This is a genomic window from Kocuria sp. CNJ-770 (assembly GCF_001942375.1).
Classification (GTDB): Bacteria; Actinomycetota; Actinomycetes; order Actinomycetales; family Micrococcaceae; genus Kocuria; species Kocuria oceani.
On the sequence record NZ_MKJW01000111.1, the window covers coordinates 44984 to 59587 of the forward strand.

General features: G+C 74.0%; 14 protein-coding genes. 11 read left to right on the top strand and 3 right to left on the bottom strand.

Translation table 11 applies throughout. From position 1 onward, the window contains the following. Nucleotides 1-9: 9 nt before the first annotated feature. Complete coding sequence (locus tag BJF77_RS12985) at nt 10-1491, bottom strand: NAD(P)/FAD-dependent oxidoreductase (RefSeq protein ID WP_255396257.1); 1482 nt, start codon at nt 1489-1491, stop codon at nt 10-12. A 69-nt stretch (nt 1492-1560) separates the two neighbouring features. Here BJF77_RS12985 and BJF77_RS12990 point away from each other — a divergent pair, with 69 nt between their 5' ends. The 3 genes from BJF77_RS12990 (at nt 1561) to BJF77_RS13000 (ending at nt 3973) form a co-directional block, all read left to right on the top strand. After that, nucleotides 1561-2583 (top strand): AraC family transcriptional regulator, encoded by a 1023-nt coding sequence (locus tag BJF77_RS12990; protein WP_075872483.1) that lies wholly within the window; start codon nt 1561-1563, stop codon nt 2581-2583. 151 nt (nt 2584-2734) lie between these two features. Then, nucleotides 2735-3598: an SDR family oxidoreductase gene (locus tag BJF77_RS12995; RefSeq protein WP_047802854.1), complete on the top strand. Its 864-nt coding sequence runs from the start codon at nt 2735-2737 to the stop codon at nt 3596-3598. A gap of 9 nt (nt 3599-3607) precedes the next feature. Further along, on the top strand, nt 3608-3973 hold the full coding sequence (locus BJF77_RS13000; RefSeq protein WP_075872434.1) for a VOC family protein: 366 nt from the start codon (nt 3608-3610) through the stop codon (nt 3971-3973). Between the two features lie 10 nt (nt 3974-3983). On the opposite strand, the gene BJF77_RS13005 is transcribed toward BJF77_RS13000, so the two are convergent. Next, a complete protein-coding gene (locus BJF77_RS13005; RefSeq protein WP_075872435.1) occupies nt 3984-4373 on the bottom strand; it encodes a YchJ family protein in 390 nt (129 codons plus the stop codon). Nucleotides 4374-4464: 91 nt separating this feature from the next. Further along, the gene (locus BJF77_RS13010; RefSeq protein ID WP_047802851.1) at nt 4465-5934 is read right to left on the bottom strand and encodes an NCS2 family permease; all 1470 of its coding nucleotides are present in this window, start codon (nt 5932-5934) and stop codon (nt 4465-4467) included. Nucleotides 5935-6191: 257 nt separating this feature from the next. On the opposite strand from BJF77_RS13010, the gene BJF77_RS13015 reads away from it, so the two are divergent. From BJF77_RS13015 to BJF77_RS13050, 8 genes are all read left to right on the top strand, one after another. Next, nucleotides 6192-6671 (top strand): general stress protein, encoded by a 480-nt coding sequence (locus BJF77_RS13015; RefSeq protein ID WP_075872436.1) that lies wholly within the window; start codon nt 6192-6194, stop codon nt 6669-6671. A gap of 157 nt (nt 6672-6828) precedes the next feature. Beyond that, nucleotides 6829-8523, top strand: a complete 1695-nt coding sequence (locus BJF77_RS13020) for a nitrite/sulfite reductase (protein WP_075872437.1) — start codon at nt 6829-6831, stop codon at nt 8521-8523. After that, complete coding sequence (locus tag BJF77_RS13025; protein WP_075872438.1) at nt 8520-9287, top strand: phosphoadenylyl-sulfate reductase; 768 nt, start codon at nt 8520-8522, stop codon at nt 9285-9287. The genes BJF77_RS13020 and BJF77_RS13025 overlap by 4 nt, the downstream gene beginning before the upstream one ends. Nucleotides 9288-9313: 26 nt before the next feature. Continuing rightward, nucleotides 9314-10246 carry a sulfate adenylyltransferase subunit CysD gene (cysD, locus tag BJF77_RS13030; RefSeq protein ID WP_047802847.1) on the top strand — a complete coding sequence of 311 codons (933 nt, stop codon included), beginning with the start codon at nt 9314-9316 and terminating at the stop codon, nt 10244-10246. A gap of 2 nt (nt 10247-10248) precedes the next feature. Then, nucleotides 10249-11637, top strand: coding sequence for a sulfate adenylyltransferase subunit 1 (locus tag BJF77_RS13035; protein ID WP_075872439.1), 1389 nt, complete (start codon nt 10249-10251; stop codon nt 11635-11637). Continuing rightward, entirely contained in the window at nt 11638-12774 is a 1137-nt protein-coding gene (locus BJF77_RS13040; RefSeq protein ID WP_075872440.1) for an ABC transporter substrate-binding protein, read from the top strand. Next, nucleotides 12771-13550 (top strand): ABC transporter ATP-binding protein, encoded by a 780-nt coding sequence (locus tag BJF77_RS13045; RefSeq protein ID WP_047802845.1) that lies wholly within the window; start codon nt 12771-12773, stop codon nt 13548-13550. The genes BJF77_RS13040 and BJF77_RS13045 overlap by 4 nt, the downstream gene beginning before the upstream one ends. Further along, nucleotides 13540-14514 carry an ABC transporter permease gene (locus BJF77_RS13050; RefSeq protein WP_075872441.1) on the top strand — a complete coding sequence of 325 codons (975 nt, stop codon included), beginning with the start codon at nt 13540-13542 and terminating at the stop codon, nt 14512-14514. The genes BJF77_RS13045 and BJF77_RS13050 overlap by 11 nt, the downstream gene beginning before the upstream one ends. Nucleotides 14515-14604: the final 90 nt, after the last annotated feature.

The following is a 14604-nucleotide window of genomic DNA, read 5'->3' on the forward strand; positions in this document are numbered from 1 at the left end:
GGCGGGGGATCAGGTCGAGGGTCCGGGACAGCGGGGTGCGCAGGGTGGTCGCCGAGTCCAGCAGGTAGTTCTGCCGCACCCGCCAGGGGTGGCGGTCGCCTGGCGGGGGAACGCGTCGATCGAGCGCCGGACGTAGCCGGATGTGAGGTCCAGCAGCGGGTGCTCGGTCATGCCCGGGGCGGCCTTGGGCACCACGGCGGCGGCGTCGTGGCGCTCCAGGTGCTGGAGCACCTTGCAGACCAGGCGGTGCGTCAGGTCGGCCCGCAGCGTCCACGAGGCGTTGGTGTAGCCGATGCACAGCGCGAAGTTGGGCACGCCCGTGAGCATGGCGCCGTTCCAGACGAACTGCTCCGACAGCTCCACCGGGGCGCCGTCCACCGTGGGGGCGATCCCGCCGAAGGGCAGCAGCCTCAGCCCCGTGGCGGTGACCACCACGTCGGCCTCCAGGACCCGGCCGCTGCTCAGCCGGATCCCCTCGGGCACGAACGTGTCGATCGTGTCGGTGACCACGTCGGCCCGGCCCCGCCGCAGCGCCTTGAACAGGTCCGCGTTGGGCACGGCGCACAGCCGCTGGTCCCAGGGGTCGTAGGACGGGGTGAAGTGCTCGGCCACGAGCTCCTCCGAGCCGAGGATGCGCGCGGCCCGGGACGTGAAGTACTCCCGCGCCGCGGCCGGGCGGCGCCGGCAGAACTGGTATACGGCCGTGCTGAACAGGATGTTCTTCGTCCGGATCAGCCGGTGGGCCGGCCCCGGGGGCAGGGCCCGGCGCAGGGCGTCGGCGCGCCGGTCCCGGCCGGGCACCGCGCTGATCCAGGTGGGGGAGCGCTGCAGCATCGTCACGCTCGCCGCGTCCGCGGCCATCGCCGGCACCAGGGTCACCGCCGTGGCGCCGCTGCCGATCACCACCACCCGCTGCCCGCTCCAGTCCAGCTCCTCGGGCCAGAACTGCGGGTGCACCACCCGGCCCCCGAACTCCTCGATCCCGGGCAGGACGGGGTCGTGCCCCCGCTCGTAGTCGTAGTACCCGGCGCAGGAGTACAGGAAGGAGCACGTCATCGTGCGCCGCCGGAGCCCGCCCTCGTCGTCGCGCTCCTGGAGGCCCAGCGTCCACCGGGCATCCGCGGAGGACCAGTCGGCCGAGACCACCTTGGTGCGGTAGCGGATGTGCCGGTCGATGCCGAACTCCTCGGCCGTCTCGCGGATGTAGGCGAGGATCGAGGGGCCGTCGGCGATGGACTGCGGGTCCCGCCAGGGCTTGAAGGAGTAGCCCAGGGTGAACATGTCGGAGTCCGAGCGGACGCCGGGGTAGCGGAAGAGGTCCCAGGTCCCGCCCATCCCGTCGCGCGCCTCCAGGACGGCGTAGGACAGGCCGGGGCACTCGGTCTGCAGGCGGTAGGCCGCGCCGATGCCGGACAGGCCCGCGCCGACGACCACGACGTCGCGGTGCTCCGCCCCGGCGGGGTTCTCGGGGGTGGGGAAAGTGGCTGACATGGGTCCAGGATCCCCCGCGGCGCCCGGCAGCACTTGACGCTGCACGACGATTGCTTGACCCTGGGCGACATGTCCGTCATCCGTTCCGCGGGGCTGCGCGGCTTCCGCGCCGCGGTGGCCGAGCTCGGGGGCGACGCCGAGGCGCTCGCCGACGCCGCCGGCCTGCCCCGTGCCGCCCTGGACACCGACGACCTCCTGGTCCCGGAGCGGGCCGTCGGGCGGGTGCTGGAGGCCGCCGCCCGGGAGCTGGCCTGCCCCGACCTGGGGCTGCGGGTCGCCGCCCGCCAGGACCCGGGCGTGCTCGGCCCGCTGGCGCTCGCCGCCCGCCACTCCGAGACGGTGCGCGACGCCCTGGAGTGCGCGTCCCGCTACCTCTTCGTGCACGCGCCCTCCCTCGAGCTGGCGCTGGTCGAGGACCCCTACGGCGCCCGGGGGGTGACGGCCGTGCGCTACGGCGGGCACGCCCCGGCGGCCCGGGGCGGGCACGGCAGCCCGCAGGGCACCGACCTCGGGCTGGGGCTGCTGCACCGGGCCCTCACCTCGCTGGTCGGCGGCCGCTACGGGCTGCGCACGGTCGACCTGGACCACCGCCCCGCCGCGCCGCTGCGGGTCTACGAGGAGTTCTTCGGCGTGCCGGTGCGCCCGGGCCGGCCCGAGGTCCTGCTGCGGATCCCCACGAGCACGCTCGCCCGGCCGCTGCACGGGGACGCCGGCGTGCGGCAGGTGGCGCTGGCCTTCCTCGACGCCCAGATCCCGGGTGCGGGCTCGGCGTGGGCGCCGCGGGTGCGCGGGGTGCTGGTGCAGCTGCTGGGCACCGCCGACCCGGAGCTGGAGGCGGTGGCCCGCGTCCTGGACCTGCATCCCCGCACCCTCCAGCGCCGGCTGGCCGAGGAGGGCACCACCTTCGGCGCGGTCCTGGACGAGGCCCGGCGCAGCGCGGCCCTGCGCTGGCTCACCACCACCGAGGTCCCGCTGAGCCAGATCGCCGGGCTGGTGGGCCTGTCCGAGTCCTCGGCGCTGACCCGGTGCGCCCGCCGCTGGTGGGGCGCCCCGCCGCGGGACGTGCGCCGCGGGGTGGCGCGCACGAGCTGATCGTGTCGCGTGCGGTCAACTTCCTGTCGTGACCGGTCAAGCCCGGCTCGGCGGGAGCGCCCCACACTGGACCCCGAGCCCGTCGCCCGGACCCTGTCCCGCGTCCTCGTTCCCGTATCCGCGTCCCGTTTCCTCGTCCCAGGAGCAGCCCGTGTCCCCCTCCGCCCCCTTCCGCTTCTCCGGCGCCACCGCGGTGCTCACCGGCGCCGCCGGCGGCATCGGCGAGCAGCTGGCCCACGGCCTCGCCGCCCGCGGCGCCCACCTGGTGCTCGTCGACCGGGACGAGCCCGGGCTCGAGGGCGTCGCCGGCACGATCCGCCGGCGGCACCCGGAGGTGCGGGTGCGCACCGTCGTGGCGGACCTCGCCGAGCTCTCCGCGCTGCCCGCCGTCACCGACCGGATCCTCGCCGAGCACCCGCGCATCGACCTGCTGGTGAACAACGCCGGCGTGGCCCTCGGCGGCACCTTCGAGCAGGTCTCCGCCGAGGAGTTCGACTGGCTCATGGACATCAACTTCCGGGCCCCGGTCATCCTCACCCGGCGGCTGCTGCCGGCCCTGCTCGCCACTCCCGGCAGCCACCTGGTCAACCTCTCGAGCCTGTTCGGGCTCATCGCCCCGCCCGGGCAGGTGGCCTACGCCGCCAGCAAGTACGCCGTGCGCGGGTTCACCGAGGGCCTGCGCCACGAGCTGGCCGGGCGGGTGGGCGTCACCGTGGTCCACCCCGGTGGGGTCCGGACCCGGATCGCCGAGTCCGCCCGCACCCCGGCCGGCGCGCCGGCCGAGGAGGCCGCGGCCGGTCGCGAGAGCTTCGCCGCGCTGCTGAGCTACCCCGCCGAGCGGGCGGCCGCGGACATCCTGGAGGCGGTGGAGCGGCGCCGGGGCCGGCTGCTGGTGGCCCCCAGCGCGGTGCTGCCGGACCTGGCGGCGCGGCTGTTCCCGGGCACGTACTGGTCCGTCCTCCAGCGCGCCCGCCCGCTCCTGCAGCGCCTTTCCCGGCGGCGGCGCCGGGCCTAGGCTGGCCCCATGACCAGCACCCTGTCCTCCGTCGTCGTCGACTGCCGCGACCCCGCGGCCCTGGCCCGCTTCTGGTGCGCGGCCCTGGGCTACACCGTCCACGGCGAGGCCGAGGGCTACGTGGGCATCGCACCCGCCGCGGGCCCGGGCCCGCACCTGGACTTCCTGCTCGTCCCGGAGCCGAGGACCGCCAAGAACCGGCTGCACCTCGACCTCCGGGCGGCGGACACCGACCAGGACGGGGAGGTGGCCCGCCTGGAGTCCCTCGGCGCGCGCCGGGTGGACGTGGGGCAGGGGCCCGAGGTCACGTGGGTGGTGCTGGCCGACCCGGAGGGCAACGAGTTCTGCGTGCTGGCGGACCTCGAGGACGCCTGAGCCGGCCGGCTCAGGCGGGGGTGCCGTCCACGTAGAACCAGCGGCCGTCCTCGCGCACGAACCGGGAGCGCTCCCGCTGCCGACCGCGCGCCCCGGAGCCGTCGCGCCAGTGGGCGCTGAACTCCACCCGGCCCTCGCTCTCGAAGGGTCCGCCGCCGTCGGCGGCGTGCACGTCCAGCCGGTACCAGCGCAGCTGCGGGTCCAGCGCCACGGAGGCGGGACGCGTGCCGGGGTGCCAGGTGGCCAGCAGGTACTCCTCGTCCCCGGCGGCGAAGGCGCTGTACCGGGAGCGCATCAGCAGCTCGGCGGTCGGCGCGCTGCGGCCGCGGTGGAAGCGCCCGCAGCACGCGCCGTAGTTCTCACCGGTGCCGCAGGGGCAGCGGGCGTCGTCGTCGATCATTCCCCCATCCTCCCGCGGGGTTGCGGCTCACGGCCACCGGGAGCGGCTCGGTGGCCGTGAGCCGCAACCTCGCGGGGGCGGGAACAGCCGGTCAGGCGAGCCAGCCCTCCACCACGCCCTTGCCGAAGAACACCACGAAGGCCGCGGCCACCACGTACATCAGCGGGTGGACCTCCCGGGCCCGGCCCTGCACGAGGCGGATGAAGACGTAGGAGACGAAGCCGGCCCCGATGCCGTCGGCGATCGAGTACGTGAAGGGCATCACGGCGAAGGTCAGGAAGGACGGCACGGCCAGGCCCCAGTCCTCCCACTCGATCCGCACCACCTGCTTGGCCATGAGGAAGCCGACCACGACCATGGCCGGGGCGACGGCCTCGAACGGCACCACGTTGACCAGGGGCGTGACGAACATCGCGAGCAGGAACAGCGCGCCGGTGACCACGTTGGCCAGGCCGGTGCGGGCGCCGTCGGCGATGCCGGTGGAGGACTCCACGAAGATCTGGTTGGAGGACACGGAGCCCGCGCCGCCCGCGATCGCACCGGCGGCGTCCACGAGCAGGACCCGGTCCACGTTCTCGATCTGCCCGTTGCGGCCCACCAGGCCGGCCTGCTGGGAGAGCCCCACCATGGTGCCCATCGCGTCGAAGAAGATCGAGAGCAGGATCGTGAAGACCAGCAGCAGCGCCGCGAGGGCGCCCAGGCTCCGGAACGCCTCCAGCGGGGCGACCGCGCCCACGAGGGAGAGGTCCGGGAGGGCGACGAAGGAGGTGGGGGCCGAGGGCACCACGAGGGACCACCCGGTGGGGTTCTCCACCGAGGAGCCGGACGGGAAGACCGCCTCCAGGACGTGGGCGAGGACCGTGGTGAGGACCACCGCGATCAGGATCGCGCCTCGGACGTTGCGCACCATGAGGGCCAGGGTCAGCAGCAGGCCGACGACGAAGGTGAGCATGGGCCAGCCCAGCAGCGTCCCGCCGTCGCCGAGCTGCACGGGCACGGTGGTGCCGGCGGCGTCCGGGATGCGGCGCACGAAGCCGGCGTTCACGAAGCCGATCAGGGCGATGAACAGCCCGATGCCCACGACGATCGCGGTCTTCAGCGACGGCGGCACGGCGTTGAACACCGCGGTGCGGAAGCCGGTGAGCACCAGGACGAACATGACCACCCCGGCCCACACGACCAGGCCCATCACCTGCGGCCAGGTGAGCTCGGGGGTGGTCACGATCGTCACCGCGAGGAACGCGTTCACCCCCAGGCCGGTGGCGATCGCGAACGGCGAGCGGGCCACGAGCCCCATCAGGATGGTCATCACGCCGGCCACGAGCGCGGTGACGGCCGCGACCCGCTCGGCGCCGAGGGTGTTCCCCGCGCCGTCCGGGCCGTAGCCGAGGATCAGCGGGTTGAGGACCACGATGTAGCTCATCGCGATGAACGTGGCCACGCCGCCGCGGACCTCGCTCGTCACGGAGGAGCCGCGCTCGCTGATCCGGAAGAAGCGGTCCAGGCCGTTGCGCGGCGGACGGGAAGGGGTCTCCGTGGGAACGGAGGCGGAGGATGCCATGGCGGTCCTAAGGGCACTCGACGGGACAGGGCGGGCTCGACGGCGGCGGCCCCGGAGCGGCCCCGGATCCGCGTACCACCGGGGGAACATTACCGGTCCCGCCCGGTGGTGTCGCGGTGAGCGCCCGGTCATGGACGAGGCCGTCCGGCGCCGGGCGGAACAGGGGCGCGCCGGATCCCGTTGGACCGGACGGCGGTCGCACCGCGAGCGCGGCACCGGAGCCCACCCCAGCACCACGGAACAGGAGCGCAGCAGCCATGACCCAGCCCTCACGGATTCCTCCCACCTCCTCCGGCAACTACCGGGTGCTGCGGACCGTGCCCACCTACGCCGAGGCGCAGCAGATCGTCGACGCCCTCTCCGACGAGGGGTTCCCCGTGGAGCACGTGCGCGTGGTCGGCACCGGGCTGCGCTCGGTCGAGCAGGTCACGGGGCGGATGACCAACGGGAAGGCCGCGCTCTACGGCATGGCCTCCGGCGCGTGGCTCGGCCTGTTCGTGGGGCTGCTCCTCGGCCTGTTCACCGTGGGCGGCTGGCTGTCCGTGGTGCTGTGGGGCGTGGCACTGGGTGCCGTCTGGGGCCTGGTCTTCGGCCTCGTGGGCCACGCGGCCACCGGCGGGCGCCGTGACTTCCGCAGCGTCCAGGGCCTCGAGGCGGACGCCTACGACATCCTGGTGAACGCCGAGCACATCGACGACGCCGCGGCGCGGCTGACCGGGGGCGGGTCCACCGCCTGAGGGCGCCCGTGCCGGGTCCGCCCGGCCGGGCCCGGCACGGCTCGCCGCCTTGCACATGCGGGCGTCGGTGTCCAGCCCTGTGTCACGTCGGGTCGGTTCATGGCGGTTTGTGACGACCGGCGTGACTGTCCGGGGCAAGCCGCGAAGAATCGACGCCATGACACAGACGACGCGCGCGCCCCGTGCCGCCCGGAAGCCGAAGCCCGAGGGGCAGTGGAAGGTCGACGGCCGGGACCCCCTGAACCCGAACGAGGTCTTCAAGCAGGCCGACGACGGGCTCAACGTGCGCACCCGGATCGAGGAGGTCTACTCCCGGGAGGGCTTCGACTCGATCGACCCCCAGGACCTGCACGGGCGGTTCCGCTGGTGGGGGCTCTACACCCAGCGCCGGCCGGGCATCGACGGCGGCCGGACGGGGTCCCTGTCCGACGCCGAGATCGAGGACAAGTACTTCATGATGCGCGTCCGGCTCGACGGCGGGGCGCTGACCCGCGAGCAGCTGCGCGTGCTCGGTCAGATCTCGGCGGACTTCGCCCGGGACTCGGCCGACATCACGGACCGGCAGAACATCCAGTACCACTGGATCCGCGTGGAGGACGTCCCGGAGATCTGGCGCCGGCTCGAGGACGCGGGCCTGGACACGACAGAGGCCTGCGGGGACGTCCCGCGCGTGATCCTGGGCTCCCCTCTGGCCGGGATCGCCGCGGACGAGATCATCGACCCCACCCCGGTGATCGAGCGGATCAAGTCCACCTGGATCGGCTCCCCGGAGTTCTCCAACCTGCCGCGCAAGTACAAGACCGCGATCACCGGCCACCCGTCCCTGGACGTGGTGCACGAGATCAACGACTGCGCCCTCGTGGGCGTGGTCCACCCCGAGCTCGGCCCCGGCTACGACCTGTGGGTCGGCGGGGCGCTGTCCGTGGTGCCGTTCCTCGGCAAGCGCCTGGGCGCCTTCGTGACCGAGGAGCAGGCCCCGGAGGTCTGGAAGGGCGTCACGAGCATCTTCCGCGACTACGGCTACCGGCGGCTGCGCAACCGCGCCCGGCTGAAGTTCCTGGTCCAGGACTGGGGGCCCGAGAAGTTCCGCCAGGTGCTCCAGGACGAGTACCTCGGCTACGAGCTCGCGGACGGCCCGGCGCCGGAGAAGGCCGCCGTGCCGGGCGACCACATCGGCGTGCACCGGCAGAAGGACGGCCGGTTCTACATCGGGGTGGCCCCGCGCGTGGGCCGCGTCTCCGGGGCGAAGCTGCTGGCCCTGGCCGACGTGATGGCCAAGTACGGCTCCGACCGGCTGCGCACCACCCCGCACCAGAAGCTCGTGCTGCTCGACATCGAGGAGGCCGACGTGGAGAGCGTGGTCGCCGACCTCGACGCCCTGGACCTGCAGGCGCGGCCCTCCGCGTTTCGCCGCTCCACGGTGGCGTGCACCGGCATCGAGTACTGCAAGCTCGCGATCGTCGAGACGAAGCAGACCGCCTCGGACACCATCGACGAGCTCGAGCGGCGGCTCGACGGCGTGGAGCTGCCCCACCCCATCTCGATGCACGTCAACGGCTGCCCCAACTCGTGCGCCCGGATCCAGACCGCGGACATCGGGCTCAAGGGCCAGCTGCTGCCCACCGAGGACGGCGGGCAGAAGCCCGGCTACCAGGTGCACCTGGGCGGCGGGCTCGCCGCCGACGACCGGGCCGAGGCCGGACTGGGGCGCACCGTGCGCGGCCTGAAGGTGTTCCAGGACGACCTCGCCGACTACGTCGAGAAGCTGGTCCGGCGCTTCCTGGCCCAGCGCACCGGGAACGAGACCTTCGCCGAGTGGACCCACCGGGTCGAGGAGAGTGAACTCGCATGACCAGCACCGACACGGGCACCCGCCCCGCGCTGCGCGACGAGCAGCAGCTGCGCGAGCTCGCGGCGGCCGGCGCCGCCGCGCTGCACGCCGAGCTGGACGCCGAGGGCCGTGTGCCCGCCGCCGGCGAGGCGTCCACGGAGGAGGCGATCCGCTGGGTCGCGGAGAACTTCGACCTGCGCAACGTCACCGTGGCCTGCTCGATGGCCGACGCCGTGCTGCCGGCCCTCGTCGCCGAGCAGCTGCCGGGGGTGGACGTGCTCTTCCTGGAGACCGGCTACCACTTCCCGGAGACCATCGGCACCCGGGACGCCGTGGCGCACATGCTCGACATCACCGTGGTCGACGCCCTGCCGGAGCTCACCGTGGCCGAGCAGGACGAGAAGCACGGCAAGGACCTCTTCGCCCGCGACCCGGGCCTGTGCTGCGCGATCCGCAAGGTGGCTCCGCTCAAGAAGTCCCTCGAGGGCTACGAGGTCTGGTTCACCGGCGTGCGCCGCGACGAGTCCTGGACCCGCACCAACGCGCCCATGGTGACCTTCGACGAGACGCACAAGCTCGTCAAGGTCAACCCGATGGTCCGCTGGAGCCTCGACGAGCTGGTCCAGTGGTCGCAGGACCGCGGGATCCCGACGAACCCGCTGATGGGGGAGGGCTACCTCTCGATCGGTTGCGCCCCCTGCACCCGGCCCACCGCCCCGGGCGAGGACCCGCGCGCGGGCCGCTGGTCCGGCCAGGACAAGATCGAGTGCGGGATCCACCTGTGAGCGCACCCACGACGACGGAGGCGAACGTGACCACCCCCAGCACCGCCCCGGCCCCCGCGGAGGCCGGCGTGCACAGCAGCCTCGACGCGCTCGAGGCCGAGTCCATCCACATCCTGCGCGAGGTCGTGGCCGAGTTCGACCGCCCCGCCATGCTGTTCTCCGGCGGGAAGGACTCGGTGGTCATGCTGCACCTGGCCGCCAAGGCCTTCTGGCCGGGCCGGATCCCCTTCCCCGTGCTGCACGTGGACACCGGGCACAACTTCCCCGAGGTCCTCGACTTCCGGGACCGCACCGTGGAGCGGCTGGGCATCCGCCTGGTCGTGGCGTCCGTGCAGGACTACATCGACGACGGCCGGCTGCTCGAGCGCGCCGACGGCACCCGCAACCCGCTGCAGACCGTCCCGCTGCTGGACGCGATCGCCGACAACCGGTTCGACGCCGTGTTCGGCGGCGGCCGCCGCGACGAGGACAAGGCCCGGGCCAAGGAGCGGATCCTGTCCCTGCGCGACGAGTTCGGCCAGTGGGACCCGCGCAACCAGCGGCCCGAGCTGTGGAACCTCTACAACGGCCGGCACACCGCCGGTCAGCACGTCCGGGCGTTCCCCATCAGCAACTGGACCGAGCTGGACATCTGGCGCTACATCGAGCGGGAGAACATCGAGCTGCCGCCGATCTACTACGCCCACGAGCGCGACGTGTTCCGCCGCGACGGGATGTGGATGGCCGTGGGCGAGTTCTCCGCCCCCTCGGCCGCCGAGCCGGTCGAGCGGCGCAGCGTGCGCTACCGCACCGTGGGGGACATGTCCTGCACCGGGGCGGTGCTCTCCGCCGCGGGCACCGTGGCCGACGTGGTGGCCGAGGTCGCCGTGTCCACGCTGACCGAGCGCGGGGCCACCCGCGCGGACGACAGGATCTCCGAGGCCGCCATGGAGGACCGCAAGAAGGACGGGTACTTCTAGACATGACTTCCCCCAGCACCGTGACCCCGCAGGTCCCCGCCGAGCAGGTCCCGACCATCGACCCCGGCTCGCTGTTCCGCTTCGCGACCGCCGGGTCCGTCGACGACGGCAAGTCCACCCTGGTGGGCCGGCTGCTGCACGACGCGAAGGCGATCCTCGCCGACCAGCTCGAGGCCGTGGGCCGCACCTCGGCCGAGCGCGGCTTCGGCGGCGGCACGGGCCGGCTCGACCTCGCCCTGCTGACCGACGGCCTGCGCGCCGAGCGGGAGCAGGGCATCACGATCGACGTGGCCTACCGCTACTTCGCCACCGACCGCCGCTCCTTCATCCTCGCCGACTGCCCCGGCCACGTGCAGTACACGAAGAACACGGTCACGGGCGCCTCGACGGCCGACGCCGTCGTGCTGCTCGTGGACGCCCGGCACGGGGTGGTCGAGCAGACCCGCCGGCACCTGGCCGTGGTCTCGCTGCTGCGCGTCCCGCACGTGGTGATCGCCGTGAACAAGATCGACCTGGTCGACTACGACCGGGAGGTCTTCGAGCGGGTCGCCGCCGACGCCACCGGCGTCGCCGCCCGGCTGGGCATCGAGGACGTGCACGTGGTACCCGTCTCCGCCCTCGAGGGCGACAACGTGGTGGAGGCCTCCGCGCGCACCCCCTGGTACACCGGGCGCCCGCTGCTGCGCGTGCTCGAGGAGCTGCCCACGGTCGACGAGTCCGGGCGCGGCACCGCCCGCCCCTTCCGCCTCCCCGTCCAGTACGTCATCCGCCCGCAGGGCGGCACGGCGCCGGGCGCGGACGCCGAGGCGCTGCGCGACTACCGCGGCTACGCCGGGCAGATCGCCTCCGGCACGGTCGCGGTCGGCGACGAGGTGGTGGTCCTGCCCGCCGGCCGGCGCACCACGGTCACCGGCATCGACGTGGCCGGCACCGCCCCGGCCCCGGGCGCGCCCCTGCCCGGGGAGCAGCTGCCGGAGGCCGCCGCCCCGCTGTCCGTGACGCTGCGGCTGGCCGACGACATCGACATCGCCCGCGGCGACCTCCTCGCGAGCGCCGACGACGAGCTGCCGGAGCCCAGCCGGGACCTGACCGCCTCGGTGGCCTGGCTCGGCGAGCGGCCCCTGCAGCCGCGCGCCCGCGTGCTCGTCAAGCACGGCGCCGCCACGGTCCAGGCCATGGTCCAGGACCTCGAGGGGCGCCTGGACCTCGAGGAGCTGGTGCTGCGCGACGCGGCGACCCTGGAGCTCAACGACATCGGACGGGTCCGGCTCCGGCTGGCCTCCCCGCTGCCCGTCGACCCGTACGACCGGCTGCGGCGCACCGGCGCCTTCCTGCTCGTCGACCCCGCCACCGGCAACACGCTCGCCGCCGGACTCGTCCGGGACGCCTAGGTGGACCGGCAGCAGCCGCCGGCCCTCACCACGGTGACGGCCGGCGACGGCGGGCGCCCCGCCGCGGGCCGCCGCCGTCCGGGCTGGCCGCTGGTGCTGACCGCGCTCGCGCTCCTGACCGCCCTGACGGTCGCCGCCACCGTGCTGCGCGCCAACGGGACGCTGGCGGCCTGGGAGCAGACCGCGGTCGAGACCTCCGACGCGGCCGAGCTGCGTCTGGGCTACTTCGGCAACCTCACGCACGGACCGGCCCTCGTCGGCCTCGAGAACGGGCACTTCGCGGAGGAGCTGGGGGACACGACCCTGTCCACCCAGGTCTTCAACAGCGGCCCCACCGCGGTGGAGGCCATGAACGCCGGGTCGATCGACGCCGCCTTCGTGGGCCCCAACCCGGCGATCAACTCCTTCGTCCGCTCCCAGGGCCGCTCGCTCGCCGTGGTCGCGGGCGCGGCGTCCGGCGGGGCGCAGTTCGTGGTGGGCCCGGGCGTCACGGACGCCGAGGACCTGGCCGGGCGCACCGTCGCGAGCCCCGAGTTCGGGGGGACCCAGGACGTGGCCCTGCGGACCTGGCTCACCGAGCAGGGCTACGAGGTGGACGGCGACGGCGAGCGCGCGGTCGCCATCACCCCGATGGCCAACGGCCAGACCATCTCCATGCTGCGGCAGGGACGCGTGGACGGGGCCTGGCTGCCCCAGCCGTGGGCCACCCGCGCGGTGCAGGACGGCGCCCGGGTCCTCGTGGACGAGCGCGACCTCTGGGCGGACGGGCGCTATCCCACGACCGTGCTGGTGGTGCGCAAGGACTACCTCGAGCGCCATCCGGAGACGGTCGAAGGACTCGTGCGGGGCCTGCAGCGGTCCGTGGACTGGCTGGACGAGCACGAGGACGACCCCGCGCTGCTGGCCTCGACCCTGAACCGGGGCCTGGAGCGCGCCCAGACCGAGACCCTCCCCGACGAGACGGTCGCGGGCGCCCTCGAGGCGATCGAGTGGACCACTGACCCCCTCGCGGACACCTACCCGCAGCTGCTGGCCGACGGCGTGGCGGCGGGGACCACGGACGAGGCCTCGCTGGACGGCCTCGTGGACACCACGGTCCTCGACCGCGTCCGCGCCGGCTCGGAGGAGGGCCCATGAGCACCACGACCACCACCGCGATCCGGCTGCAGGGACTCGGCAAGACCTTCTCCGCCGAGGACGGCCCGGTCCTGCAGGACGTGGACCTCGACGTGGAGCGCGGGCAGTTCGTCGCGCTGCTCGGCGCCTCGGGCTGCGGCAAGTCGACGCTGCTGAACATCGTGGCCGGGCTCGAGGAGCCGACCGCCGGGTCGGTGACCGTCCCCGCGGAGGGAGCGGCCCTGATGTTCCAGGACGCCGCCCTGTTCCCCTGGCTCACCGCACGGCGCAACGTGGAGCTCGCCCTGGAGCTGCGCGGCGTCCCCGCCGCGCAGCGGCGGGAGCGGGCCGAGGAGCTGCTCGAGCTGGTCCGGCTGCCGCACGCGGCGGACAAGCGTCCGCACGAGCTCTCCGGCGGGATGCGCCAGCGCGTGGCCCTGGCCCGGGCCCTGGCCCAGGAGCGGGAGGTCCTGCTCATGGACGAGCCGTTCTCCGCGCTGGACGCCATCACCCGGGACCTGCTGCACGAGGAGCTGCTGCGCGTCTGGCGCGCCACGGGACGGACGATCGTGTTCATCACCCACAACGTCGGCGAGGCCGTGCGGCTGGGCCAGCGGGTCCTGCTCATGTCCTCCCGCCCCGGGCAGGTGGTCCAGGAGTGGGACACCCGGCCGTGGAAGGACCCCGAGTCCTACGGTTTCGAGGGCAGCGCCCAGTCACTCGACGACACCCTCGCCGAGCTGACCCGCACCATCACCGCACGACTGCGTGAGGAGATCAGCCGCCATGCGAAATGACACCGCCCTGCCCCAGGTCCCGGCCGCGCCGCCGGCCGCGCCCCGCGCACCCCGGGCGGCGGAGCGGACGGCCTCCGAGGCGCTCCCGGTGCCGCCCGCCGAGCAGGACGCCGCCGGCGAGGAGCTCGCCGGCCTGGACGCGCTGCAGACCGAGCGCACGCGCAGGACCTCGGCCGGGGAGGTGTTCCGCACCAAGGTGGCCCCGCCGATGGTCGCCCTGGTGGCCGGCCTGCTGCTGTGGCAGCTGCTCGTCGCCCTCCTCGGCCCCCGGCCCGACGTCATGCCGGGGCCGCTGGACGTCGGGCGGCAGTTCGCGGAACTCCTCACCGACGGCACCGTCCTGGGCGCCCTCGGCACGAGCCTGTGGCGGGGGATCAGCGGCTTCCTGGTGGCTGCGGCGGTGGCCACGCCGCTGGGGCTGCTGATCGCCCAGCGGCGCGCCCTGCGCGACGCCGTGGGCCCCATCATCTCGGGCCTGCAGGTGCTGCCCTCCATCGCCTGGGTGCCCGCCGCGATCATCTGGTTCGGCCTCTCCGACGCCACCGTGTACTTCGTGGTGCTCATGGGGGCCATCCCGTCGATCGTCAACGGCATGCTCGCGGGGGTGGACCAGATCCCGCCCCAGCTGCGCCGGGCCGGCCACGTGCTCGGGGCCCGCGGCTGGACCATGGCCAGCAAGGTGGTGCTCCCCGCGGCCCTGCCCGGCTACGTCGCCGGGCTCAAGCAGGGCTGGGCGTTCTCATGGCGCTCGCTCATGGGCGCCGAGCTCATCGCGATCGGTGGCTCCATCGGCTTCGGCCTGGGCTCCCTGCTGGAGCAGGGCCGGACGGTCTCCAACATGGCGGTGGTGATGGTCGCGGTCCTGTCGATCCTCGCCGTCGGCATCCTCGTGGAGCTGCTGTTCTTCAACCCCGTGGAACGCCGGCTGCTGCGCGGGCGGGGGCTGCTCGGCCACCGGTCGTGAGCATCCTCACCCGGGAGATCCCGGGACGACATCACTAAACTTGGACCCGGTCCACGACGCGCGCGGTGCACGCCGTGCGCGCGAACGAAA